We start from the raw sequence: 23,453 nt of genomic DNA on the forward strand, positions 1-23,453 counted from the left end.
TTGTGAAATCAGTGTTTTGACCTGAGTATTAGAGAAACAAACGGAAAAATAGTTTCACATATTTTTCCGTTTTTTGAGCTAATACCGAAGGTCAGCTGATTAAACACCGTGTATGAGAGGTTGTGAAAAAGCTGTTCTGCATCAAGTAATAAGAACAGCAAGCAAAAATAGCTCTTCATATTTTTTGTTTGGTGGGCTTATTACCGCAGATGCAAGCTTTTGAACACCGTTTAAGGAAGAGGTTGTGACAGAAGTGGTCAGCTTCAAGAAATAAGAAGAGATTGACAAAAATTATTTCTCAAATTTTTGTGAAATTTCGGCTTATTTCCGAAGAAGCTACTTCTGGAACACCGTTTAAAAAAGAGGTTGTGACGTGGTCACAACCTCTTTTTGACGATTATGATACAAAAAACATCATTTATGAACAAAATGTGAATAACGGGCGTTCTTGAGATATGATTTTAATTGGGAAAAACTTATCGATAAGGAGGTCTTTATGAAAAAAAGACTGTTATGGTGTTTGCTGTTTCTATCCCTAAGTTTAACAAGTCAGCCAGTTTTTGCTGAAGAAACACAGCGGTCTCCTATTACAGGCACACGTCTGTACAAAAATGTTTATGTACAGACAACAGATCTTGATTCTGCGATTCCTGAAACAGAAGAACGGTCTTTGCAGCCAAGATTTGGTTACTTTTGGTACTGTCCGACCTGTGATTATGAAAGTTGCTGGCATTTCTTACATTCTACAGCTGTAGCTTTTGCTTTTACTCATACTCAGAAATATGATGGACATCATCCTGTTATTTATGAGGTATAGATATGAGCAAAAAAGAAAAACTAATCTCGTTGATCGTATTGGTTTGCCTTGTTCTTCTGGTAACTGTCATAGGCTATCAGAAATACCATGAGAACATCAGACCTACTAAAGAATCTTCCCCAGCCTCGACCGTTGAAACAGAACCGATAAGTAGTCAGAAAGAATAATTTTTTTAGTTTAAAAAAGAACATCAGAGCAAAAAAACACCAACTGAACAATATGTCGTTTATTTTTAAAAAAAGTTCGGTTTTTCACTTTATGTAATCGCTGAGAAAACTTTTTTTAATAAAAAAAGTCGAAAAACTCTAGCTTTTTTGTAAACGGTATGATATACTATAGGAGTAGTTTTTGTTCGGTAATCTGTGGTAGCTTGTTTCAAATAAACATCTTCCAGATATACACCATTCAAGTAATTGCAAAATATGTGTTGATACACAAGGAGGATTTTTATTATGGAAACAGGTACAGTAAAATGGTTTAACTCAGAAAAAGGATTTGGATTCATCACTGCAGAAAACGGAAACGATGTATTCGTTCATTTCTCAGCTATCCAAGGCGACGGATTCAAAACTTTAGAAGAAGGCCAAGCAGTAACTTTCGATGTTGAAGAAGGCCAACGCGGACCTCAAGCAACAAACGTTACTAAAGCTTAATTAACCTATACTAAAAAATAAACGCCCAGACATTTGCGTGTCTGGGCGTTTTTGTCTATTTTCTTTAAAAAGCGATGAGAGTATTTTTCTGCACTTTGTAGTATAATTTCAAAAGAACATTAGAGGCAGGAGAAGAGGAAGATATTTTGAAACCAAGAACTTATGCAGTCGTTGATATCGAAACGACTGGGACGAATCCAAAAGAAGATCGGATCATCCAATTTGGCTGCGTCATGATTGAATCAGGTCGGATCACTTCACGTTTTTCGATCGATATTCATCCAGGGCGGAAGATTTCAAAACAAATCCAGCATTTAACAGGGATCACGAATCAACGCGTCCAAAAAGCGCCTTATTTCGAAGATGTCGCCCAAACGATTTACAATCTTTTGGCAGACACCATATTTGTCGCGCATAATATTTATTTTGATTATAATTTTTTGAACCATGAACTCATGCGATGCGGACTTCCTAGTTTGAAGATACCAGGCATCGATACAGTAGAACTTGCACAAATTTTCTTGCCGACGGAACCAAGCTTTCGCTTAGCTGATTTGTCAGAAAGCCTTGGATTTATTCATGAGAATCCTCATCAGGCAGATAGTGATGCCGAAGTGACAGGTCAACTTCTTTTGCTGATCGAAGAACGGATGAGAAAATTGCCAATCATCACGTTAGAGCAGATTGCGCGATTAAGTAGACACACAGGTATGGATACGAGTCGTTTCATTTATCATGTGATTGAAGAAATGAAAGAAAAACCAGAGCCACTTGATCCCTCATTAGAAATCGTCGATGGGCTAGCTTTGCAGAAAAAAGAAGTGGAACTATTCACATCCGTCCATTATGGCGAGCGGACATATCCAAGAAAAAAACAAGCAAAAGAAAAAATGTTTGGTAAAACACTGATGTATCGAAAAGAACAGAACAGACTGATGAATGCGGTCTACGACCATTTCACAAAAGATGAATCAAAAGATTTGATGATCGAAGCAGCTACAGGAATGGGTAAAACAATCGGTTATCTGCTGCCATTGAGTTATTTGGCTACACCTGAAAAACCCGCTGTCATCAGTACCGTTTCGCTAGTTTTGCAGCAGCAGATCATAGAAAAAGACATTCCATTGCTGAATCAATTGCTAGATCAGCCCATACAACCTGTAATTATCAAAAGCTATCGCCACTATATCGACCTGCAGCGATTTAAAGGAACACTTGTGGAACCGCCAGAACAAAAACAATATGCTTTGTATCAAATGGCGGTCTTAGTTTGGCTGACGCAAACGAAGACCGGTGATTTGGATGAATTACATTTAACAAATTTGAACCATTCATTCTTTGCAGATATCGCGCACAGAGGCACTGGATTTTTAGCAAGAAATCAGTCATTTTACGAACAAGACTTTGTTCGTTTCTTGCAAAAGAAAATCAGGCAAAGTAATTTTTTGATTGTCAATCATGCGTTTTTAGTACAAGAAACACAGCGAAAAGAACCATTGCTTCCAGCTAGTCCATTTTTGTTGATCGATGAAGTACATCATTTGCCGGAAATCGCTGAAAAAGTAAATGACAAACGATTAAGTATTAACTATTTCCATAAACAAATCCAGCAATTAGAAGAACCAAATCAGCTGTTTGACCGAATACAAAGCTATTTACCGAAAGAACATGAAGCCTTACGCTGGTTATCGATTTATCGAGAAGAACTTTCTGCGCTATGCGAAGCACAGATTTGTATGGCAGAAGGATTAATGAGTTTAGTGAGCGGCAAGCAACCTAACGGACAGTATCCAGAAGAAGTCATGATGACAAAAGAAATGTTGGATCAGCTGCCACTGGAATCTGGGACAGCCATTGATCACCTGCAGCTTTTTTATCAGGAGATCCAGCAGCTACAGTCACAAATGCGTCTGACTTTTGAGATTATCCAAGAAAGCTGGACAAACCAGATGCGGATCGATTTAGCAAGTTTATATAGCTTATTTGATCAATTAGACAAGCAGTACTTGCTGATGGATCAATGGCTGGAAGACTGGCGAGATCATTTGATCCATTGGTTCGTTCCTGGGAACACAGCGCAGCAGATGATTTTTCATCTCCATGATTTTCAAGCGGCTATGTTGCCGTCGACTGTTTGGTATCCTCGATATGATCGTATTCTTTATATTGGAGGAACGCTGAAGATCGGCCCTAATCGACACTATCTCTCTAAGCGGCTTGGCATTGAAGCAGCACCTCTTAAAGTGATTGCCTCTCCTTATGATTATGAGAAACAGGCAAGGATCTATGTGCCAAAAGAGGCACCTGCCGTCCATCAAGTCAGCAATCAAGCATATATCGATTATTTAGAGACAGCACTTACAGGTCTGATCGAACAAGAAGATCGGCCAATACTTGTGTTATTCACTTCTCATGATGTTTTGCAGAAGGTCTATCAGAAAATGCATCTGTCTATGCTAGAAAAAGGACGAGAAATACTAGCTCAAGGGTTTGGCGGAAGCCGGGAGAAGCTTTTGAAACGCTTCATTTTGTCAGAAAAAAGCGTATTGTTTGGCGCTGACAGTTTTTGGGAAGGTGTAGATTTGCCTGGAGATGCTTTGCAGATCGTTGTAGTCACACGTTTACCCTTCGATAATCCGCTTCGCCCGATGGTCAAAGCTAGGAACGCTTATTTAGAATCAGAGGGGATCAATCCTTTTTACCAGGAATCCGTACCTAAAGCAGCTTTGAAGTTACGCCAAGCATTAGGTCGCTTGATAAGGACGGAGACAGATCGTGGCGTATTGCTTATTTTGGATCGAAGACTAGTCACTGCAAAATATGGTGCACGGATCATCCATGCATTACCGAAAAAAGTACCGATCAAAGAGCTAGCTATGGAGGAAATCTATCAGGACATCCATGAATTCTTAAAGAAAAATGAAGAAGGAAGTTAGAGGAGCTGTCTTTTTTCATAATTAAAATCTGCTATAATGAAAAGGAATGAAGATAAAGGAGCGACGACCCTTGAAGAAAAAACAGACAAAGGAAAAAACGATTAATCGCGTGTTACTTGGCTTGATCGTATTTTTATTAGCGGTCATCGTGATCAGCTCGATTTTTTACTTGCGTTCCAGTCGTCCGGCGGTGCAGGCGAAGAAAGAAGCAGTAGAAATCGCAAAGAAATATGCAAAACTTGAGGAAGCCGATCATTTTTATTGGTTTACTCGAAAGAAGACATACTTTTCACTGACAGGTACAAATGATAAAGGAAAAGAAATCGCCGTTATCATTCCTAAATCTGGTGAAAAAGTAAAAGTATTGGATCAAACAAAGGGACTGACTGAAAACGAAGCAAAACAGACAATTGCTGCGGCCCATCCTGAAATCCAAATCGAAAAAGCTGCTTTAGGGATGTATGATGATCAGCCTGTGTGGGAAGTAGTAGGAAAAGAAACAAATGGGAAACTGAATTATTACCTGATTGGCTTTGAATCTGGAGATGAAGTCAAGACAATCAAGGGAATTTAAAAGGTAAAGGAATGAATGGGATGGAGTTATCAAAAAGAACAAAACGATTAGAACCGTCTGTCACTTTGGCAGCTGCGGCAAAGGCCAAGGCATTAAAAGCAAAAGGCAGAGATGTGCTGAGTTTGACTGTGGGAGAACCGGATTTTGCGACACCAGAAAACATCCAAGAAGCAGCAATCGAAGCAATCCGCAATGGGAAAGCTAGCTATTATACACCAACAGCAGGAATCCCAGAGCTTCGACAGGCAATCGTTGATTATCTGAAGAAAAACTATGGACTTGTCTATGAACCTTCACAAACAGTCGTAACAGACGGAGCGAAATTTGCTTTGTATACCCTTTTCCAAACGATCCTTGACCCGCAAGATGAAGTCATCATTCCTGTGCCTTATTGGGTCAGTTACGGTGAGCAAGTAAAACTGGCAGAAGGACTTCCTGTCTTTGTGAAAGGGGAAGAATCCAATAGCTGGAAAGTTACTGTTGAACAGCTAGAACAAGCACGTTCAGAAAAAACAAAAGCCGTAATCATCAATTCTCCATCGAATCCGACTGGAATGATTTATAGCAAGAATGAACTGCAGGCAATCGGTGAATGGGCAGTAAAAAATGATATTTTGATAGTTGCTGATGATATTTATGGTCGTTTAGTTTATAATGGCAATGAGTTTACTCCAATTGCAACGATTTCAGAAGCAATCAAAAATCAGACCATCATCATCAACGGCGTGTCTAAAACATATGCGATGACAGGCTGGCGCATTGGTTATGCGGTGGGAAATCCTGTGATCATCAATGGAATGATCGCTGTTGCTTCCCAATCAACTAGCAATCCGACAGCAGTCAGTCAATATGCAGCTGTTGAAGCATTGAAAGGTGAGCAAGATACAGTAGAAGAAATGCGGAACGCCTTTGAAGAACGCCTGAATACGTTATATCCGCTTGTGGCAGAACTGCCAGGTGTTTCTCTTGAAAAGCCGCAAGGAGCTTTCTATCTTTTTCCTAATGTAAAAGAAACGCTACGCATGTGTAAGTATGAAAATGTCACACAATGGGTAGAAGATCTTTTAGGAGAAACGGGGGTAGCACTTGTGACTGGCGAAGGCTTTGGGGCACCAGAAAATGTCCGCATGAGTTATGCGACTGATCGTGCTACGTTAGAAGAAGCGGTACGCAGAATCAAGCAATTTATTGAGAGTAAAAGTCAAAATTAATCCTGAAGAAATTCAAGGAATATAAAAGGAGAGTCATACGTGGAACAAATTCAAATCATCGATTCGAAAAACCATGTGGGAGAAACAGTAACAATCGGCGCTTGGGTCGCAAATAAACGATCAAGCGGAAAAATCGCATTTTTACAATTAAGGGACGGAACAGCCTTTTTCCAAGGTGTAGTTGTAAAAAGCGAAGTGCCGGAAGAAGTTTTCCAAACAGCTAAAAATCTACACCAAGAAACATCCGTGTTAGTAACTGGAGAAATCCGTGAAGACAGTCGTTCAAAATTTGGTTATGAAATCGGAATTACAAATGTGGAAGTGGTAAGCGAGAGCCACGATTATCCGATCACACCAAAAGAACACGGAACAGATTTCTTGATGGATCATCGTCATTTATGGCTACGTTCTTCAAGACAACATGCGATTATGCAGATCAGAAATGAAATCATTCGTGCAACGTATGAATTCTTTAATCAACATCATTTTGTCAAAATCGATCCGCCGATCTTGACTGGTTCTGCACCAGAAGGCACTACGGATCTATTCGAAACAAATTACTTTGATCAAAAAGCTTATTTATCTCAAAGTGGCCAATTATACATGGAAGCTGCTGCTATGGCTTTCGGAAAAGTCTTTTCATTCGGTCCGACTTTCCGTGCTGAAAAATCAAAAACACGACGTCATTTGATCGAATTCTGGATGATCGAACCAGAAATGGCTTTCACTCATCAAGAAGAAAGCTTAGAAGTACAGGAACAATATGTAGCATTCTTAGTACAAAATGTTTTAGATCATTGCGAATACGCATTAGATGTACTAGGACGAGACAAAGAAGTCTTAAAAACTTATACAAAATTGCCATTCCCTCGTATTACTTACGATGATGCAATCGAATTACTGAAGAAAAATGGATTTGATGACATCGAATGGGGCGAAGACTTTGGTTCACCTCATGAAACGTTCATTGCGAATTCATTCGAACAGCCTGTCTTTATCCTAAACTATCCAAAAGCCATCAAGCCATTCTACATGAAACCACATCCAACAAGAGAAGACGTGGTGATCTGTGCAGATATGATCGCACCAGAAGGTTACGGTGAAATTATTGGCGGAAGCGAACGGGCAACAGACTATGATTTCTTGCTAGAACAAATCCGTAATCACGGTTTGGATGAAAAAGAATATTCATGGTATCTTGATCTACGTAAATACGGTTCTGTTCCGCACTCTGGTTTTGGTCTAGGTCTTGAACGAACAGTCACTTGGATTGCTGGTATCGACCATGTACGTGAAGCTATCCCATTCCCACGTTTGTTGAACCGAATTTATCCATAAGAGGTGATGAAAAAGCTGTTTAGTTTCGAGTATTAAGAAAAATTTTGTGGAAATGGCTTTCCACATTTTTGCATAAATTTGGCTTAATACCGAGAAACTGGCTTTTGAGCACCGTTTAAGGAAGAGGTTGTGAAATCAGTGCCTTGACCTGAGTATTAGAGAAACAAAACGGAAAAATAGCTTCTCATATTTTACCGTTTTTTTAGCTAATATCGAGGGTCAGCTGATTGAACACCGTTTATATCAAGAGGTTGTGCGCCTGCCGTTCAGCTCCGAGTCACAAGGAGTAATTTCAAAAAACAGTTTTTCATGTTTGATGACTATTGTGACTTGTGACCGAGGAGTTGGCCGGAGAGCAACGTTTATTCTAAAAAAAGAACTGCGAGAGTTCGCAGTTCTTTTTTTAGAATACGGGATAAAGGAAGTTTCCAGCAGACAAGAGAAGAAAGCAAAAGAAATTGCTATTTGATTCACAAGGTTCTATAACGAAATCGCAATCAATCAAACATATACAAAGAAGGTTATTCAAATGGAAATCTGATTTGATGATGCTTCTGCTGTTGAAATAAAGCAGCATCTAGCACCTGAAAACAAACTAATAGTAACATTCGAAGATGGAGTAGGTCCGTATTTTCAGCATGCAATGATCCATATGTAAGTTTAATTCACCCTTGAAATCATCGGACCAGATAAAGTTATGACCAATCTATCCCAAGCAATCTAGAAGAGATATTAGTAAAAGAACATTTACTGGAAGTCTTAGATGAGCCTATAAATATATGTTCTGATGGCGTCATCAGTGGTCTGATTGACGGAAGCTTGGGTATGATCGATCTCTCTGGACCAAACAACGAAGGAATCAAGGGGAATCCGGCACGTTAAGAAAAAATAGCATAAAAAACTAGACACTTGATGAGCGTTCATTCAATTGTTTGAAGGGACTAGGCTGGTGTCATTTTTTATACATATATTTTCTCTTTCGTCTTGATAGGGCTTATGGGATAATATAAGGAAGAAAATCATCGTTTTATTCAAAAAGGAGTTTTTGACAAATGAAAAAACGTATATTATTTATCGGTGATAGCATTACAGACGCAGGAAGAGACCGAGCAGAAGCAACTGATCTAGGTAAAGGTTATCCACTTTTGATTGCCGGAAAACTAATCTCCCAATATCCAACGATGGAATTTGAATGCATGAACCGTGGGATAGGAGGAGACAAAATTGCAGATCTGCAAGTACGCTGGCAAGAAGATTGTTTAGCTTTACAACCTGACTATGTATCGATTTTGATCGGAATCAATGATACCTGGCATAATACTAGCGATCAGGCTATATTCGGAACTGAGAAATCTGCTCAGCAATTTGAATCCGTTTATCGAAAATTACTAAATGAACTTCAAACAGCGGGAATCTGCAACATCATCTTGATGGAGCCGTTTGTACTTCCTATAACCGACGACCGTCATGGCTGGCGTAAAGACTTAGACCCTAAAATCCAAATTGTTCGTAAACTTGCTAAGGAATATGGCGCATTGCTGGTTCCTTTAGATGGCATATTCAATGCTTTAGGGATTGCTTATGGTTTTTCGAAATATACAAGAGAAGATGGGGTACACCCAACGATTGGCGGACATGAGATCATTGCACAAAGCTGGATAGATGCAATTGCCGCAGTCGATTTTTTTAGTGGAGATAAAAATGAGCGAAAGAAAAGTGAAAAATGATGGAAATACGGTGGGCAGTAAAAGAAGATCTACCTCAAATCAATCAGCTGATTACTGATCATCCAGAATCATTCGTAAAAGCAAAAACGGCAGCTGACCTAAGTGATAAGAATAAACTATTGCTCGTTGCTGTAACAAAAGAAAAACGGATTATCGGATTTGCGCAAGCGGACGTGCAACAGTCAGAAGAACGATTGGATCAGCGACCATCAGGAAAACTAATCCAACACACATTAGTAACAAAAGAAAATACGGAAGAAATCCAAAAAAAATTTGCAGAATACTTGATGCTGGAAGCTAAAAAAAGAAGAATAAAATCAATTTTTGCCCAGTTTTAATCAAAAACAGTAATAGAAGGAGAAATACAATGAGTTGTTTAGGAAATGTCATCTGGTTTATATTCGGCGGACTAATCGGTGGTCTTAGCTGGTTAGCAGCGGGGATACTTTGGTGTATCACGATCATAGGTATCCCAATCGGTATGCAATGTTTTAAGATCGCCTCCCTTTCTTTTGCGCCTTTTGGCAAAGAAGTAATTTATCACCAGTCTGGCATGTCATTGATTGTTAATATCATCTGGCTGATCGTTTCAGGCCTACCAATTGCTCTCGCACATGTCGTCAGCGGCATCCTTCTATGTATCACGATCATAGGGATACCTTTTGCCAAGCAATCTTTCAAACTTGCTCGATTGGCGTTGATGCCATTTGGTGCAGAAATTGTATAAAAAGAGAATAATAAAGGTTAGAAAACGCATAGAGTCAGGTGGGATACATGTATTTCACCTGACTCTATGCGTTTTCCTGTATAAGTTCTCCTATGTGACTTTTACGTCTTTTATTTATATGGGATTACTGTTTATGGAAAGTTGAAATAATTTTCATTAAAGAACTCTTTCTATATTTTTGAAAGCGTAGTGGAGCTTCGAATATCTGGGAAGGACATTTTACAAGGATTGAAAAAAGATATTGTCCTATCGAAAAATTAATGAATTTAGACAAATTGCCAGCAACAGGCTTCAAACTTAGTTGCTATCCTGTCAAGATCAAGAAGGCAAGTGCGGGTTGGATAAGAGCAGTGGCAATGATCGAAAAGAAAAAGAAAGAATAAGCCAAAACATCTGTATGGAAGAAATTTTCCGATGCAGATGTTTTTCATTTTTTCTTTCGGATACCTTGACATATGAATAACCGTTCATTTATAATTAGTTATGAAGAGATATTCATATGTTGAGGCGAGGAGGTCATTAAAATGAAAAGTTACAGATTAGAAGGTTTAGATTGTGCGAACTGTGCAATGAAAATCGAAAAAGGAGTTCAGAAGATCAATGGAGTCAAGGAAGCAACGGTAAACTTCACTTCTGGAAAACTAACGATTGACGCAGAGGAAGATCATTTGGCTACGATTGAACAAGAAACAAAAAAAGTAGTGAAGGAATTAGAACCAGATGTCAAAGTAACAGAAATAGATAAGGAAAAAGTATCTGAACATGGAAATGAAAAAGAGAGAAATACGCTGTTCCGGATTTTATTTTCCCTTGCAGGTATCGCTTTATTGCTATTATTTGATTTTAATGAACCAATTCGCTTGATAGGGTATTTATTGATTTATCTGCTGATAGGATATGATGTAGTGAAGAAGGCAGTGATGAATATCGTCAAAGGAAAAATCTTTGATGAGAATTTTCTTATGTCTGTTGCTACGATTGGCGCTATGTTGATCGGTGAATATCCAGAAGCCGTAGCAGTGATGCTATTTTATCAAATCGGCGAGTATTTCCAAGGATTGGCAGTCAGTCATTCAAGAAAATCGATTCGCGAATTGATGGCGATCCGTCCAGAAACAGCTCACGTGCAGACGACGGAAGGATTGATGACCGTGAACCCTGAAGACGTGCAGATCGGTCAGTTTGTACTTGTGAAGCCTGGTGAACGTGTACCGTTAGATGGAACGATCATCGAAGGAGAATCATTAGTCGATACGTCAGCACTTACAGGAGAATCAGTCCCTAAATCTGTATGTGTTGGTGAAACAGTATTAAGCGGATTTATCAATAAAAATAAACCATTTTTAGTTCAAGTAGAAAAATCCTATGAAAATTCTACCATCAGTAAATTATTAGAATTAGTAGAAAATGCCAGCAGCAAAAAAGCACCAGCTGAAAATTTCATTACCAAATTTGCGCGATATTATACACCAGTCGTTGTAGGGCTGGCCGTCTTATTGGCTGTTTTACCTCCAATAGTTTCTGGAGCGGCGTTTTCTGAATGGATCTATCGAGCATTGACATTTTTAGTGATCTCATGTCCATGTGCATTAGTGATTTCCGTGCCACTTAGTTTCTTTGGCGGTATCGGAGGAGCAAGTAAAATCGGTGTATTAGTAAAAGGTTCAAATTACTTGGAGTTGCTTGCACAAACTGAGACAGTGGTATTCGATAAAACTGGCACATTAACGAAAGGCGACTTTTCGATCCAGACGATCGATCCAACAGGAATTGATCCAAAGAAATTTATGCAATATGTTGCAAGTGCAGAACAGTTTTCTACACATCCGATTGCTCAATCTGTTTTAGAAGGCTACGCAGGTCCGCTTTTACCAACAACTAATATCCAAGAATTTGCAGGTGAAGGGATCTTAGCTGAAGTTGATGGCAAACAAGTATTAGCAGGTAATCACAAATTGATGGAAAGATTTGAAATCTCTTTTCCTTCAAGTCAAGAAATCGGTACTTTGCTTTATCTAGCGATCGATCAAAGTTACAGTGGTTATCTTGTTATTGCAGATACCTTGAAAGAAGATGCCGTAGACGCATTGGTTCAATTAAAACAGGCTGGTGTGAAGAACACAGTCATGTTGACGGGCGACTCGAAAAAAATTGCTGATCATATTGGGAAGCAAGTAGGCGTGGACAAGATATATAGCGAATTGCTTCCAGAAGATAAAGTGCAGCGGTTAGAGGAAATCTTACAAAGAAACAATAAAAAGACCGCATTTGTCGGAGATGGAATCAACGATGCACCGGTGCTAGCAAGAGCAGATGTAGGGATCGCAATGGGTGGATTGGGAAGCGATGCTGCAATTGAAGCAGCAGATGTAGTCATCATGAATGATCAACCATCGAAGATTGCAGAAGCAATCCATTTAGCAAAGAAAACATTGAAAATCGTCAAACAGAACATTGTCTTTGCTATTGGGATAAAAATTTTGGTACTTGCCTTAGGTGCTTTTGGTTTTGCATCAATGGGAGATGCAGTATTTGCAGATGTTGGGGTGACAGTATTAGCTGTTTTGAATGCCATGCGAAGCTTGCATGTAAAAAATAAACGTTGATCAATGAAGAGGACGAATGAACGTCCTCTTTTTTTTATATCCTTTTCTTAATGAAAAATGTAAAGAAAATAGATAGAATCATAAAATAACTATTGTTTTTAATTTTACAGAAAATTCAAAATAGCTTGAAATTCAATAAGGTCAATGAAATAAAAGAAAATAACTTATTTTTTTGATGGAAAAAATATGAAAAAACGATGTGTATTAAATAAAAGAATACACACATAAAATAACACTGTCTTGTAAGTTTGTTAAAAATTGAATATGATTACATCTGGATAACAAATTTTTATCATAAAGGAGAGAACGAATGAACAACAAACAATTACGCTGGTTTACTGTTGCGTTAATTGCATTTAACATGGTTTGGGGCATGGGGAATGTAGTTAATAACTATGCTCAGCAAGGAGTATCAGTTGTCACCTCTTGGCTATTGATTTTGGCCATTTATTTTATTCCATACGCATTGATCGTTGGACAATTAGGATCAGCCTTCAAGGATAGTAAAGGAGGCGTCAGTTCATGGGTCGAAAATACGACATCTAATAAACGACTGGCATACTATGCCGCTTGGACTTACTGGGTCGTCCATATTCCTTATTTGGCACAAAAGCCTCAAGCAATCCTGATTGCTGGCGGTTGGGCAGTCCAAGGAAATGGAAATATCGTAAATACGATGTCAGTACAAATGGTAGCAGTTATTTCACTTATTATATTTCTTGCCTTTTTATATTTATCAACAAAAGGACTTTCTACTTTGAAAGTGATTGGCGGACTGGCCGGAACAGCGATGTTCGTCATGTCGATCTTATTTATTCTTTTAGCTGTAACGGCACCGTTCATCAATCCAACGATGGAATTTGCCACACCACATATGAATCAAGTGAAAACATATATTCCAACATTTGATTTCAGTTATTTCACAACCGTTTCGATGCTAGTATTTGCAGTTGGAGGAGCGGAAAAAATATCCCCTTATGTCAACTCTACAAGAAATCCTGCAAAGGAATTTCCTAAAGGGATGATCTTCTTAGCAGCAATGGTAGGGATTTGTGCTGTATTAGGCTCAGTCGCAATGGGTATGCTGTTTGCTAGCGATAATATTCCTAAAGACTTGATGGCAAATGGGGCATATAGTGCTTTTCAAATTTTAGGTAATTACTATGGTATCGGTAACTCATTGATGATCATTTACGCATTGACAAACATGATTGGACAAATCTCCGCATTAGCCTTTTCAATTGATGCACCACTAAAAATCTTGTTAGCAGATGCGGATCCAGAATTTGTACCAAACTGGCTACGTAAACGTAATCGTAAAGGTACATTGGTGAATGGTTATCTTCTGACAGGTATACTAGTAGGAATCATTATTTTGTTGCCGATCTTTGGTATCAAAGATATGAATGAATTAGTAAAATGGTTGACGAACTTGAACTCAGTTGTCATGCCAATGCGTTACCTATGGGTGTTCTTGGCATATATGATGTTGAATAAAGCTTATAAGAAATTCAATTCTGAATATAAATTTGTTAAAAATCCAAAAATCGGTTTTATCTTTGGTGCTTGGTGCTTTGCCTTCACTGCGTTTGCATGTATCCTGGGAATGGTGCCAAAAGTAGATTATACTGCTGATCCTAAAGCATGGTGGTTCCAATTATTCACGAATATCATCACACCAATCGTCTTGATCTTATTAGGTATGATCTTGCCAGCAATTGCTCGTCGAGACAAAAACAAAGAAATCACTGAACCAGAAACAGTGGTTCAGCCTTAAAATAGAAATACTTGTTACAAGAGGTTGTGACAGAAGCTACTTCTGGAACACCGTGAATCAGAGGTTGTGAAAAAGCTGTCCTTCATCAAGTAATAAGAACAGCCAAACAAAAATAGCCCCTCATATTTTTCGTTTGACTGGGCTTATTACCGCAGATGCAAGCTTTTGAACACCGTTTAAGAAAGAGGTAGTGAGCCTGCCGTTTAACTCCGAGTCACAAGGAGCAATTTCAAAAAACAACTTCTCATGTTTGTTGACTATTGTGACTTGTGACCGAGGTGTTGGCAGGAGAACACCGTTTAAGGAAGAGGTTGTAAAATCAGCGATTTGACCTGAGTATTAGAGAAACAAACGGAAAAATAGCTCCTCATATTTTGCCGTTTTTTGAGCTAATGCTGAAGGTCAGCTGATTGAACACCATTTATTCGAAACAAGGGACTTTGACACGACTTTTGTCACAGTCCCTTGTTTTTTTGCGGCGTTATAAGTGGTATGATCGAACCAAATTCCAAAGAGAAGTGAGGGAGAAGAATGAAGATCATCGTGATTGGACAAAGTGGGTCGGGAAAATCGTCCCTCGCAAGGAATATCAAAGAAATCACCGGCTTTCCGCTACTGCCGCTAGACCTTTTATGGCATACAACAGACTACAGTATTCAGGCAAAAAAGTGGTTTTTGCAAGAACAGCAATCGTTTATGGTATCTAATCCGTCATGGATCGTTGAAGGAAATTATACTTCTACGTTAGAGGAAAGGATTAAAGAAGCAGATAAGATCATTTGGCTTAAAGTGCCGCGTTATCTCGCCATCTACCGAGTAGTTTGGCGTTCTCTAAAAAGAAAGATAAACAAAAAATCTCGGCCAGATATGCCTGAATCATTTTCGGAGAAACTAAACAGGGAATACTTAGAATTTTTATCTTTTATCTGGCATTTTGAAGAAAACAATGAACCAAAAATACAGCAGCTGATCCAAGTAGCTAATGCAAGAAATAAACTGATCATCCTTAAAACAAGACGAGAGAAACAAGAATTTTTAACTAAATTGAAAATAGAGAGCAAAAATAATTGACAGTTTTTGTTTACAAGTGTAATCTGTATTCATAAGCTAATGATTACATTTGTAAACGAAAGGTGTGAAATAAATGGAAAAAGTCAAAACGCCAGTAAAGATCAGTGATTCAGAGTGGGAGATCATGCGTGTTATTTGGACACTTGGACAGACGACAGCCCAAGAAATCACGCAGATCTTAGCTGATTCGATGGATTGGAAACCAGCAACGATCAAAACTTTGCTGGGACGTTTGGTAAAAAAAGAAGTGATCTGGACAGAACAAGAAGGAAAAAAATTCATTTATCATCCAGCTGTCTCGGAGATGGAAACAGTTCGCAGTGCGACGGAAAATCTTTTTTCCCATATCTGTGCAAAAAGGATTGGAGAGACGATTGCGGATCTAGTAGAAGAAGCCACTTTGACTCAAGAAGATATCAATGAGATTTTGAAACAACTGGAACAAAAGCAACCAGTAGATACGATCGAATGTAACTGTATCCCAGGTCAATGTGAATGTAAACAACATCAATAGGAGGAAGAAAAAATGAAACAACAATTTTCAATCGAAGGTATGAGCTGCAATCATTGTGCAGCAAGAGTAGAAGAAACAGTAAGCGCACTTGACGGCGTGCAAAAAGTGAAAGTAAATTTGAAAAAAGCAAACGGTACGGTCAAGTTTGATGAAACAAAAGTTCAATCCGAAAAGATTTGTCAAGCAATCAATGGATTGGGTTATAAAGCAGAGGTGATTTGATGGCAACAGCAGAAACCAAAATGGATACGTTCGTCATTACAGGTATGACTTGTGCAAATTGTTCTGCTAGGATCGAAAAAGAGCTGAACGGACAACCTGGTGTGGTCAATGCCACAGTCAACTTGGCCACTGAAAAAGCAAGTGTCAAATATGAAGGGACGACCACTGAAAAATTAATCCAAAGCGTAGAAAACATCGGTTATGGTGCAATTTTGTACGATGAAGCCCACAAACAAAAAATTGCAGAAGAAAAGCAAGCGTATTTGAAAAAAATGCTATTCGATCTTATATTGAGTACGGTTTTGACTTTGCCGTTGATGTTGTCAATGATTGCTATGATGTTAGGAAGCCATGCGGCGATTGTTCACTTTTTTCATTTTCCAATCGTCCAGTTAGTGCTGTCTGCTCCTGTCCAATTTTATGTCGGTGCTCGTTTTTATAAAGGTGCGTACCATGCAATCAAGACGAAAGCACCAAATATGGATGTATTGGTAGCAATTGGAACATCGGCTGCCTTTGCATTGAGCATTTACAACGGATTTTTCCGTGGACACCCCCAAGATCTTTATTTTGAAAGCAGCAGTATGATCATCACGCTGATTTTGCTCGGCAAATATTTGGAACATACAGCAAAAACGAAAACAGGTAATGCAATTAAACAATTGATGTCTCTTCAAACAAAAACCGCCCAAGTGATAAGAAACGGGAAAGAAGAAACGTTAGCGATTGAAGAAGTAGTCGTTGGTGATCAACTAGTCATCCGTCCTGGTGAGCAGATTCCAGCAGATGGTCGAATTATTTCAGGAAGCAGTGCGATAGATGAAAGTATGCTTACTGGTGAAAATCTTCCTGTAGAAAAGAATCCGGATGACACGCTTTTTGGCGGGACAATCAATACGAATGGTCTGCTACACATGGAAGTCACACAAGTCGGCAAGCAGACAGTATTAGCGCAAATCATTCAAATGGTGGAAGATGCTCAAGGGAGCAAAGCCCCAATCCAAAAAATCGCAGATCGGATCTCAGGGATTTTTGTTCCGATCGTATTAGTCATCGCGTTTATCACGCTCATAGCTACAGGTTTGATCACTGGTGATTGGCAACTCGCATTGATCCATAGTGTCTCTGTATTAGTCATTGCGTGTCCATGTGCATTAGGTTTAGCGACCCCAACAGCTATTATGGTAGGAACGGGTGTTGGTGCACGAAATGGAATTTTAATTAAAGGCGGAGAAGCATTAGAAGCAGCTGCTCACTTAGACAGCATTGTTTTGGATAAAACTGGAACGATTACAGAAGGAAAGCCCAAAGTTACAGATCTAGTCGGTTCAAAAGAAGTCCTATCTATTTTTTATACTTTAGAACAAGCTTCTGAACATCCACTAGGTAAAGCAATCGTGGAATACGGAAAACTGCAAGAAGCAGCAACATACGATATGATTGATTTTACAGCCCACCCAGGTGCTGGGATCAGCGGTACGATTAATGGAGTACGCTATTTTGCGGGTACACGTAAACGATTAATTGAATTGAACCTATCATTTGATGAATACCAAGAACACGCGTTAGAATTAGAACAGCAGGGAAAAACAGTCATGTTTTTAGCTGATGAAAAGCAAGTGATCGGGTTGATTGCCGTGGCTGATCAAATCAAACTAGAAGCCAAACAAGCAATCAAGCAGCTCCAGAATAAAGGATTAGATGTTTTTATGCTGACAGGAGACAACAAACTGGCAGCCGAAACGATTGGTAAACAAGTTGGTATTGATCCAAAGCATATCTTTGCTGAAGTACTTCCAGAAGATAAAGCAGCCTACGTAGAAAAACTTCAGAAAGATGGCAAAAAAGTCGGTATGGCAGGCGATGGAATCAATGATGCACCGGCTTTAGCATTAGCTGATGTTGGTATGGCAATGGGAAGTGGAACGGACATCGCGATGGAAACAGCCGATGTGACGCTGATGAGTAGCAGTTTGGCATCCATTGCACAAACAATCGAGTTGTCTAGGGTGACATTGAGAAAAATCAAACAAAATCTTTTCTGGGCTTTTGTCTATAATACGATTGGTATTCCTTTTGCCGCACTAGGCTTTTTGAATCCAATCATTGCAGGAGGAGCGATGGCGTTTAGTTCTGTCAGTGTATTGTTGAACTCCCTGAGCTTAAATCGACACATGAAAAAGTAAGAGAAGGGATGGAGTAAAAATGAATGGGAACGATATGGAGAAAAAACATGAACATAAAAAAGAAGTAGTAAACAAAGAAAGTACAGAATCTCCTGAAAAACAGATGGAGATGAAGCATGACCATAGCCAGATGGACCATTCCATGCACATGGGACATAACCATGGAGATATAGCAAACAGCAAACAAATGGACCATTCGATGCACATGGATCACGAACACGGCGGCATGGATCATTCCATGCACATGGGGAATTTCAAGCAAAAATTTTGGCTATCGCTTATCCTAGCTATCCCAATCATTCTTTTTTCACCAATGATGGGAATGGAATTTCCATTTCAAGTAACGTTTCCTGGTTCTGATTGGCTCGTACTGATCTTAGCAACTATACTGTTTATCTATGGCGGACAACCATTTTTAAGCGGGGCAAAAATGGAATTGAAACAAAAAAGTCCTGCTATGATGACGCTGATCGCGATGGGGATTACAGTTGCATATATTTATAGTGTCTATTCGTTTATCGCGAATCTGCTCAATCCTCATACGCACGTCATGGATTTCTTCTGGGAATTAGCTACTTTGATCGTTATTATGCTACTAGGTCACTGGATTGAAATGAATGCTGTGTCGAATGCCAGCAATGCTTTACAAAAACTAGCAGAATTACTGCCAGAATCAGTGAAACGCTTGACGAAAGATGGAAAAGAAGAGACAGTTTCATTGAAAGAAGTAAACGAAGGTGATCGTTTGATCGTCCGGTCTGGTGATAAAATGCCAACAGATGGTGTAATCTTGAAAGGTGAAACAATTGTTGACGAATCAGCTGTGACTGGCGAATCAAGAGGAATCAAAAAACAAGCCAATGACAAAGTGATTGGCGGTTCTATCAATGGGGATGGAACGATCGAAATCGAAGTAACTGGAACTGGTGAAAATGGTTATCTAGCGAAGGTTATGGAAATGGTGCGAAAAGCACAAGGAGAAAAATCCAAGCTAGAGTCATTATCTGACAAAGTGGCAAAATGGCTGTTTTATGTCGCATTAATTGTGGGTATCCTGGCATTCATCGCCTGGTTGTTCTTGACAGATCTTCCTAATGCATTAGAACGTATGGTAACAGTCTTTATCATCGCCTGTCCTCATGCTCTAGGTTTAGCTATCCCATTAGTTGTTGCTCGCTCTACATCAATAGCAGCTAAAAACGGATTACTTTTGAAAAACCGCAATGCACTGGAGCAAGCCAATGATCTAGATGTGATCATGCTGGACAAAACAGGAACACTAACAGAAGGAAAATTTACTGTAACGGGTGTCGAAGTACTTGATGATGCGTTCAATAAAAATGAAATCCTTCAATATTTAGGAGCATTGGAAGCGAATGCCAATCATCCATTGGCTGTTGGCATTATGAATTATTTGAAAGAACATGAAATCAAGCCTTATCAAGCCGAAAATCTAAAAAATCTTTCAGGAGTTGGGCTAGAGGCAACAGTCAAAAACCAACAAGTGAAAATAGTTAATGAAAAAGAAGTTGAGCGTCTCGGATTAAACGTAGAACAAGCATTATTGAAACCTTACCAAGAACAAGGAAATACCATCAGCTTCCTGATTTTAGAAAATCATCTAGCTGCAATCGTTGCTTTAGGTGACGTAGTAAAAACAGAAGCAAAAGAATTTATCCGAACATTGAAAGAAAGAAAAATCACTCCTGTCATGCTTACTGGTGACAATAAAAACGCTGCCCAAGCAGTAGCAGATTATTTAGGGATCGAAGAATATTATGGCGGTTTATTACCAGATGATAAAGAAGCTGTTGTCCAGAAATACCTTGACCAAGGGAAAAAAGTAATCATGGTGGGTGATGGGATCAATGATGCGCCAAGTTTAGCCCGTGCTTCAATCGGGATGGCAATCGGTGCAGGGACAGATATCGCAATCGATTCTGCGGATGTCGTATTGACAAACAGCGATCCAAAAGATATTTTGCATTTCCTTGATCTAGCCAAGCAAACGCGAAAGAAAATGATTCAGAACCTCTGGTGGGGGGCAGGTTACAATATTCTTGCAATTCCGCTAGCAGCCGGAATTCTTGCGCCAATTGGTATTATATTAAGTCCAGCAGTTGGTGCTGTCTTGATGTCGTTAAGTACGGTAGTTGTAGCTCTAAATGCTTTGACATTGAAAATCAAATAATAATGAAAAAAGGTTGTGACACGTTTTTTGTCACAACCTTTTTTTCGAATAATCGATACTCAATCAGCTGGTTCTCGGCATTCCAGAAGTAGATTCTCCAGAAATTTTATCTTATTTTTTGAAGCGGCTCCCTTTTGTCAGAACTTTTTTGTATACCGTTTTTCTTATTATATGCGTAATTTCTAAATAGGTTTTTTTATCGAATTTTACCGGATCTGCTTGTCGTCCATATATTTCTGCTTCATATTGAGTAGTTAATCGAATGAAACGCAGATCTAGCTTGAATTCTTGTTCTATTCGCAGGCTATATTCCTGCAAAGATTCTGCGGGTTTGCGCGGTACCAATGTTTCCAAATGGTTAAGAAGTTTTTGATATGCAATCGTATTAGTAGAAGCAAAAAAATGAAGATAGATAAGATAACTTGTCCAGCGCAGAGATTTTCTGAATAACAATAGAAAGAACAACAAGACGGATAAACACACCCCAAGGCTGAATAAGACGATTTTATAAGCTGGTGTGAGTGTTGTTTCTTCTGATGGAATGACCTCAGATCTCTCACTGGAAATAGTTTCTGCCATATTTTCGCTTTCATTTGGTTGTTCGATAGCAGGCTGGACGGTTTCGGTTGTTTCAGCAACTGGTTGTGAACCCATTGGATTGGCAAATGAAGGGGTTGGTTCAAATGGAAGCCAGCCAAATCCAGGAAAGTATACCTCTGGCCAAGAATGAGCATGACTATTGAGAATGCTGTATTCCTCATTCCCTTGATTATCTGTGCCTGTTCTGAGCCCATTTGTAAAACCTTTTGTCCAGCGAGCTGGGATACCAAGTGTTCGAAGAAGGACGACCATAGAAGTTGAAAAGTTGTCACAATAGCCGACTTTTGAATCAAAGAGGAAATAATCCACATAATCGTGTTCTTTCGGAGTATGCCCGGTATCCGTTTTGGAATAGCGGAAATTTCCGCTTGTTTTTAAATACTGTTCGACAGCTTCGACTTTACGAATTAAAGTTGCTTCATTTTTGGTCAATTCGACCGCCAAGTCCTCAATACGTTTAGGCAAACTTTTTGGCAATTGAAGATTTGTCTGCTGATTTTCTAAATCATCAGCTTTTAACTGACTGCTTTTTAATTCTTCTCTCGTAAAAACTAACCTTTCTGTTTGTAAAGTTGCAGAACGTGTCGATTCATTCGGGACAGGAATGAATCGCTGGCTTTCAGGCAAATAGTAAAGCGTTTGTCCACTAGCTAATGAAAAATCAGTCAAGGTAGTATTTCCATAAGGATAAGGTAAGAAAGCTTGTTTTTTTAGGGTCAATGTAATGTTTTCTTTGTCTTCTATAACGGTTTGGTAGCTCGTGATGTCAACAGGGAATTCTTGGATTGGTTGGATGGGTGCGTCCTGATCTTCTATCCATCCAGAACCGGTGTAATGATTTTTATTTTCGATCTTCCAATAGCCATTTCCTTTTTGGTTCGCTGTAAAAACAACTTCGCCATTATCATATAAAGGTCCACCAAGCTGTTCATCATTCTCACTGAAGCCTGTTCTTGCACTTCCGGTTAATTGATACTCATGGAGTGTGTCATAAAGCCCTTCATCATTAAGATATTCTCGGATCGGTTCACTCGTTTCCTCGAGAGATTGGTGTACTTTCGGAAGATATAAAGGCAAGATAGCGCTAAAAGTTAAGAAACAAATAAGCAGAACTGTAGTCAATGACTGGAATCGAGTGTTTCCCGACAACAACCGGATGGAGAAAAATTGCCTTGCTGCCAGATACACGAACAAAACAGTTACTACCGCAATCATTTCGTACAGTAAATCTTTTTCCCGAAAAACGGTAAGCATCATGAAGTAAGCCATCAAAGAAAGAAAGGGTGCGTACCAATAGTCGTAATCCACGGTCAATGTAATAAATAAATAAATCAGCAACATTATGAGAAAAAAAGCTGTCTTTTCTGGCAAATAATAAAGTTTACCTTGGGATAGATGGAAGAATTCCTCTGTGACTGACGAAAAAAACTGTAAGATCCATAATATGGAAAATGTCTTCGAAGGAAAATATAAAAACAAACAACCTATCATTACTGGCAAAGAAAGCAGCAAACGTACCCATTTTTTAGGAATACAGCAGACAATAAGGCATAGGACACCAATAGTTAGGATAAGAAGGTAGCTGTTTTGCAATTGATTAGCTACTACAAATATCGGAGCACCTACACTTAGTATCACAAAGGAGTAAACGCCACGCAGCCATTTTTCCCATTTAATCGTCAATCCATTCACCTCCTGGCAATGAACATATCTTGTCTTTTTCTTGGACCATGAGTTGTTTTTCTACGAAATAAACAAGATAAACCGTTCGATCTTTTGACAATGTTTCAATAGCTTCTGAGACTTCAGGAGAATTCTCAGGAACAAAGAGGACGATTTGTTTTTTTGCATATTTTTTCAAGTGTGCTAAAAAAGCTTTCTCATCGCCAGCTTCCAAAGAAGCAAAATAGGTATGACCGGGGTCTTTGCCATGAAAGGCGCGGTTGCCTAATATCAGAAGTTCCGGCTGCTTTTCTTTTCTCAAATGCCATAAAGAAAAATACAAGTCTAGCAGAGGTTCAAATTTTGGACTGGGCGAACCCCAAAAGCAAAAAAGAGGAGAACATTCTTCTTCTTGATAATCGTATTCACGGTATAACCACTCTTGAGTATGAGCAGACAATTTCCAATCGATTCGGTTGAAAGAATCACCTGGACGATAAGCGCGATGTTCCCGAAAATCAAGACCTCTTTGGTACGCGTTCAGCTGCTGTTTTTTTTCCAGAACTCTCTGTAATTTTTCTGGTTCAGTATAAATTCTTGTGTAAATAGAAATTAGATAACAAAAAAAGAAGGGTTGTCCC

17 protein-coding genes and 1 pseudogene are annotated in these 23,453 nt (G+C 39.0%); 16 read left to right on the plus strand and 2 right to left on the minus strand.

Annotated elements, in window-relative coordinates:
• Positions 1–496 precede the first annotated feature (496 nt).
• From IGL15_RS04985 to copB, 16 genes are all read left to right on the plus strand, one after another.
• The gene (locus IGL15_RS04985) at positions 497–817 is read left to right on the plus strand and encodes a hypothetical protein (RefSeq protein WP_104765644.1); all 321 of its coding nucleotides are present in this window, start codon (positions 497–499) and stop codon (positions 815–817) included.
• Between the two features lie 452 nt (positions 818–1,269).
• Positions 1,270–1,470, plus strand: coding sequence for a cold-shock protein (locus IGL15_RS04990; protein ID WP_002288762.1), 201 nt, complete (start codon positions 1,270–1,272; stop codon positions 1,468–1,470).
• Positions 1,471–1,616: 146 nt separating this feature from the next.
• Positions 1,617–4,406 carry a helicase C-terminal domain-containing protein gene (locus tag IGL15_RS04995; protein WP_010727532.1) on the plus strand — a complete coding sequence of 930 codons (2,790 nt, stop codon included), beginning with the start codon at positions 1,617–1,619 and terminating at the stop codon, positions 4,404–4,406.
• 46 nt (positions 4,407–4,452) lie between these two features.
• Positions 4,453–4,980 (plus strand): cell wall elongation regulator TseB-like domain-containing protein, encoded by a 528-nt coding sequence (locus tag IGL15_RS05000; protein WP_104765643.1) that lies wholly within the window; start codon positions 4,453–4,455, stop codon positions 4,978–4,980.
• A gap of 20 nt (positions 4,981–5,000) precedes the next feature.
• Positions 5,001–6,191, plus strand: coding sequence for a pyridoxal phosphate-dependent aminotransferase (locus IGL15_RS05005; protein ID WP_104765652.1), 1,191 nt, complete (start codon positions 5,001–5,003; stop codon positions 6,189–6,191).
• Positions 6,192–6,230: 39 nt separating this feature from the next.
• Entirely contained in the window at positions 6,231–7,529 is a 1,299-nt protein-coding gene (gene asnS / locus IGL15_RS05010) for an asparagine--tRNA ligase (RefSeq protein ID WP_002291771.1), read from the plus strand.
• Positions 7,530–8,581: 1,052 nt separating this feature from the next.
• Positions 8,582–9,256 (plus strand): SGNH/GDSL hydrolase family protein, encoded by a 675-nt coding sequence (locus tag IGL15_RS05015; protein WP_104765629.1) that lies wholly within the window; start codon positions 8,582–8,584, stop codon positions 9,254–9,256.
• Complete coding sequence (locus IGL15_RS05020) at positions 9,253–9,594, plus strand: hypothetical protein (RefSeq protein WP_104765628.1); 342 nt, start codon at positions 9,253–9,255, stop codon at positions 9,592–9,594. The genes IGL15_RS05015 and IGL15_RS05020 overlap by 4 nt, the downstream gene beginning before the upstream one ends.
• Positions 9,595–9,623: 29 nt before the next feature.
• Positions 9,624–9,983 carry a YccF domain-containing protein gene (locus IGL15_RS05025; RefSeq protein WP_002288776.1) on the plus strand — a complete coding sequence of 120 codons (360 nt, stop codon included), beginning with the start codon at positions 9,624–9,626 and terminating at the stop codon, positions 9,981–9,983.
• 524 nt (positions 9,984–10,507) lie between these two features.
• On the plus strand, positions 10,508–12,589 hold the full coding sequence (locus tag IGL15_RS05030) for a heavy metal translocating P-type ATPase (protein WP_010829589.1): 2,082 nt from the start codon (positions 10,508–10,510) through the stop codon (positions 12,587–12,589).
• A gap of 310 nt (positions 12,590–12,899) precedes the next feature.
• Positions 12,900–14,366 (plus strand): APC family permease, encoded by a 1,467-nt coding sequence (locus IGL15_RS05035; protein ID WP_002288779.1) that lies wholly within the window; start codon positions 12,900–12,902, stop codon positions 14,364–14,366.
• A gap of 531 nt (positions 14,367–14,897) precedes the next feature.
• Complete coding sequence (locus tag IGL15_RS05040; protein ID WP_104765654.1) at positions 14,898–15,437, plus strand: topology modulation protein; 540 nt, start codon at positions 14,898–14,900, stop codon at positions 15,435–15,437.
• Between the two features lie 73 nt (positions 15,438–15,510).
• A complete protein-coding gene (locus IGL15_RS05045; protein WP_002294855.1) occupies positions 15,511–15,951 on the plus strand; it encodes a CopY/TcrY family copper transport repressor in 441 nt (146 codons plus the stop codon).
• A gap of 12 nt (positions 15,952–15,963) precedes the next feature.
• Positions 15,964–16,173 (plus strand): copper chaperone CopZ, encoded by a 210-nt coding sequence (gene copZ, locus IGL15_RS05050; RefSeq protein WP_002289040.1) that lies wholly within the window; start codon positions 15,964–15,966, stop codon positions 16,171–16,173.
• Positions 16,173–18,359, plus strand: coding sequence for a heavy metal translocating P-type ATPase (locus IGL15_RS05055; RefSeq protein ID WP_061605153.1), 2,187 nt, complete (start codon positions 16,173–16,175; stop codon positions 18,357–18,359). Before copZ ends, IGL15_RS05055 begins: the two co-directional genes overlap by 1 nt.
• Positions 18,360–18,378: 19 nt before the next feature.
• Positions 18,379–20,550, plus strand: a complete 2,172-nt coding sequence (gene copB, locus IGL15_RS05060; protein ID WP_104765655.1) for a copper/silver-translocating P-type ATPase CopB — start codon at positions 18,379–18,381, stop codon at positions 20,548–20,550.
• 111 nt (positions 20,551–20,661) lie between these two features.
• On the opposite strand, the gene IGL15_RS05065 is transcribed toward copB, so the two are convergent.
• Positions 20,662–22,833: a transglutaminase domain-containing protein gene (locus IGL15_RS05065; RefSeq protein ID WP_104765656.1), complete on the minus strand. Its 2,172-nt coding sequence runs from the start codon at positions 22,831–22,833 to the stop codon at positions 20,662–20,664.
• Positions 22,823–23,398: pseudogene (locus IGL15_RS05070) on the minus strand (DUF58 domain-containing protein); the annotation flags it as partial. The gene IGL15_RS05065 and the pseudogene IGL15_RS05070, both read right to left, overlap by 11 nt.
• Positions 23,399–23,453: the final 55 nt, after the last annotated feature.

Source organism: Enterococcus sp. DIV0436a (assembly GCF_051711605.1).
In the GTDB taxonomy this organism is placed as follows: domain Bacteria; phylum Bacillota; class Bacilli; order Lactobacillales; family Enterococcaceae; genus Enterococcus_B; species Enterococcus_B faecium.

Coding starts and splice junctions, on each gene's coding strand:
- IGL15_RS04985 (WP_104765644.1), top strand. CDS start 497: ATGAAAAAAAGACTGTTATGGTGTTTGCTGTTTCTATCCCTAAGTTTA.
- IGL15_RS04990 (WP_002288762.1), top strand. CDS start 1,270: ATGGAAACAGGTACAGTAAAATGGTTTAACTCAGAAAAAGGATTTGGA.
- IGL15_RS05000 (WP_104765643.1), top strand. CDS start 4,453: ATGAAGATAAAGGAGCGACGACCCTTGAAGAAAAAACAGACAAAGGAA.
- IGL15_RS05005 (WP_104765652.1), top strand. CDS start 5,001: ATGGAGTTATCAAAAAGAACAAAACGATTAGAACCGTCTGTCACTTTG.
- IGL15_RS05015 (WP_104765629.1), top strand. CDS start 8,582: ATGAAAAAACGTATATTATTTATCGGTGATAGCATTACAGACGCAGGA.
- IGL15_RS05020 (WP_104765628.1), top strand. CDS start 9,253: ATGATGGAAATACGGTGGGCAGTAAAAGAAGATCTACCTCAAATCAAT.
- IGL15_RS05025 (WP_002288776.1), top strand. CDS start 9,624: ATGAGTTGTTTAGGAAATGTCATCTGGTTTATATTCGGCGGACTAATC.
- IGL15_RS05030 (WP_010829589.1), top strand. CDS start 10,508: ATGAAAAGTTACAGATTAGAAGGTTTAGATTGTGCGAACTGTGCAATG.
- IGL15_RS05035 (WP_002288779.1), top strand. CDS start 12,900: ATGAACAACAAACAATTACGCTGGTTTACTGTTGCGTTAATTGCATTT.
- IGL15_RS05040 (WP_104765654.1), top strand. CDS start 14,898: ATGAAGATCATCGTGATTGGACAAAGTGGGTCGGGAAAATCGTCCCTC.
- IGL15_RS05045 (WP_002294855.1), top strand. CDS start 15,511: ATGGAAAAAGTCAAAACGCCAGTAAAGATCAGTGATTCAGAGTGGGAG.
- copZ (WP_002289040.1), top strand. CDS start 15,964: ATGAAACAACAATTTTCAATCGAAGGTATGAGCTGCAATCATTGTGCA.
- IGL15_RS05055 (WP_061605153.1), top strand. CDS start 16,173: ATGGCAACAGCAGAAACCAAAATGGATACGTTCGTCATTACAGGTATG.
- copB (WP_104765655.1), top strand. CDS start 18,379: ATGAATGGGAACGATATGGAGAAAAAACATGAACATAAAAAAGAAGTA.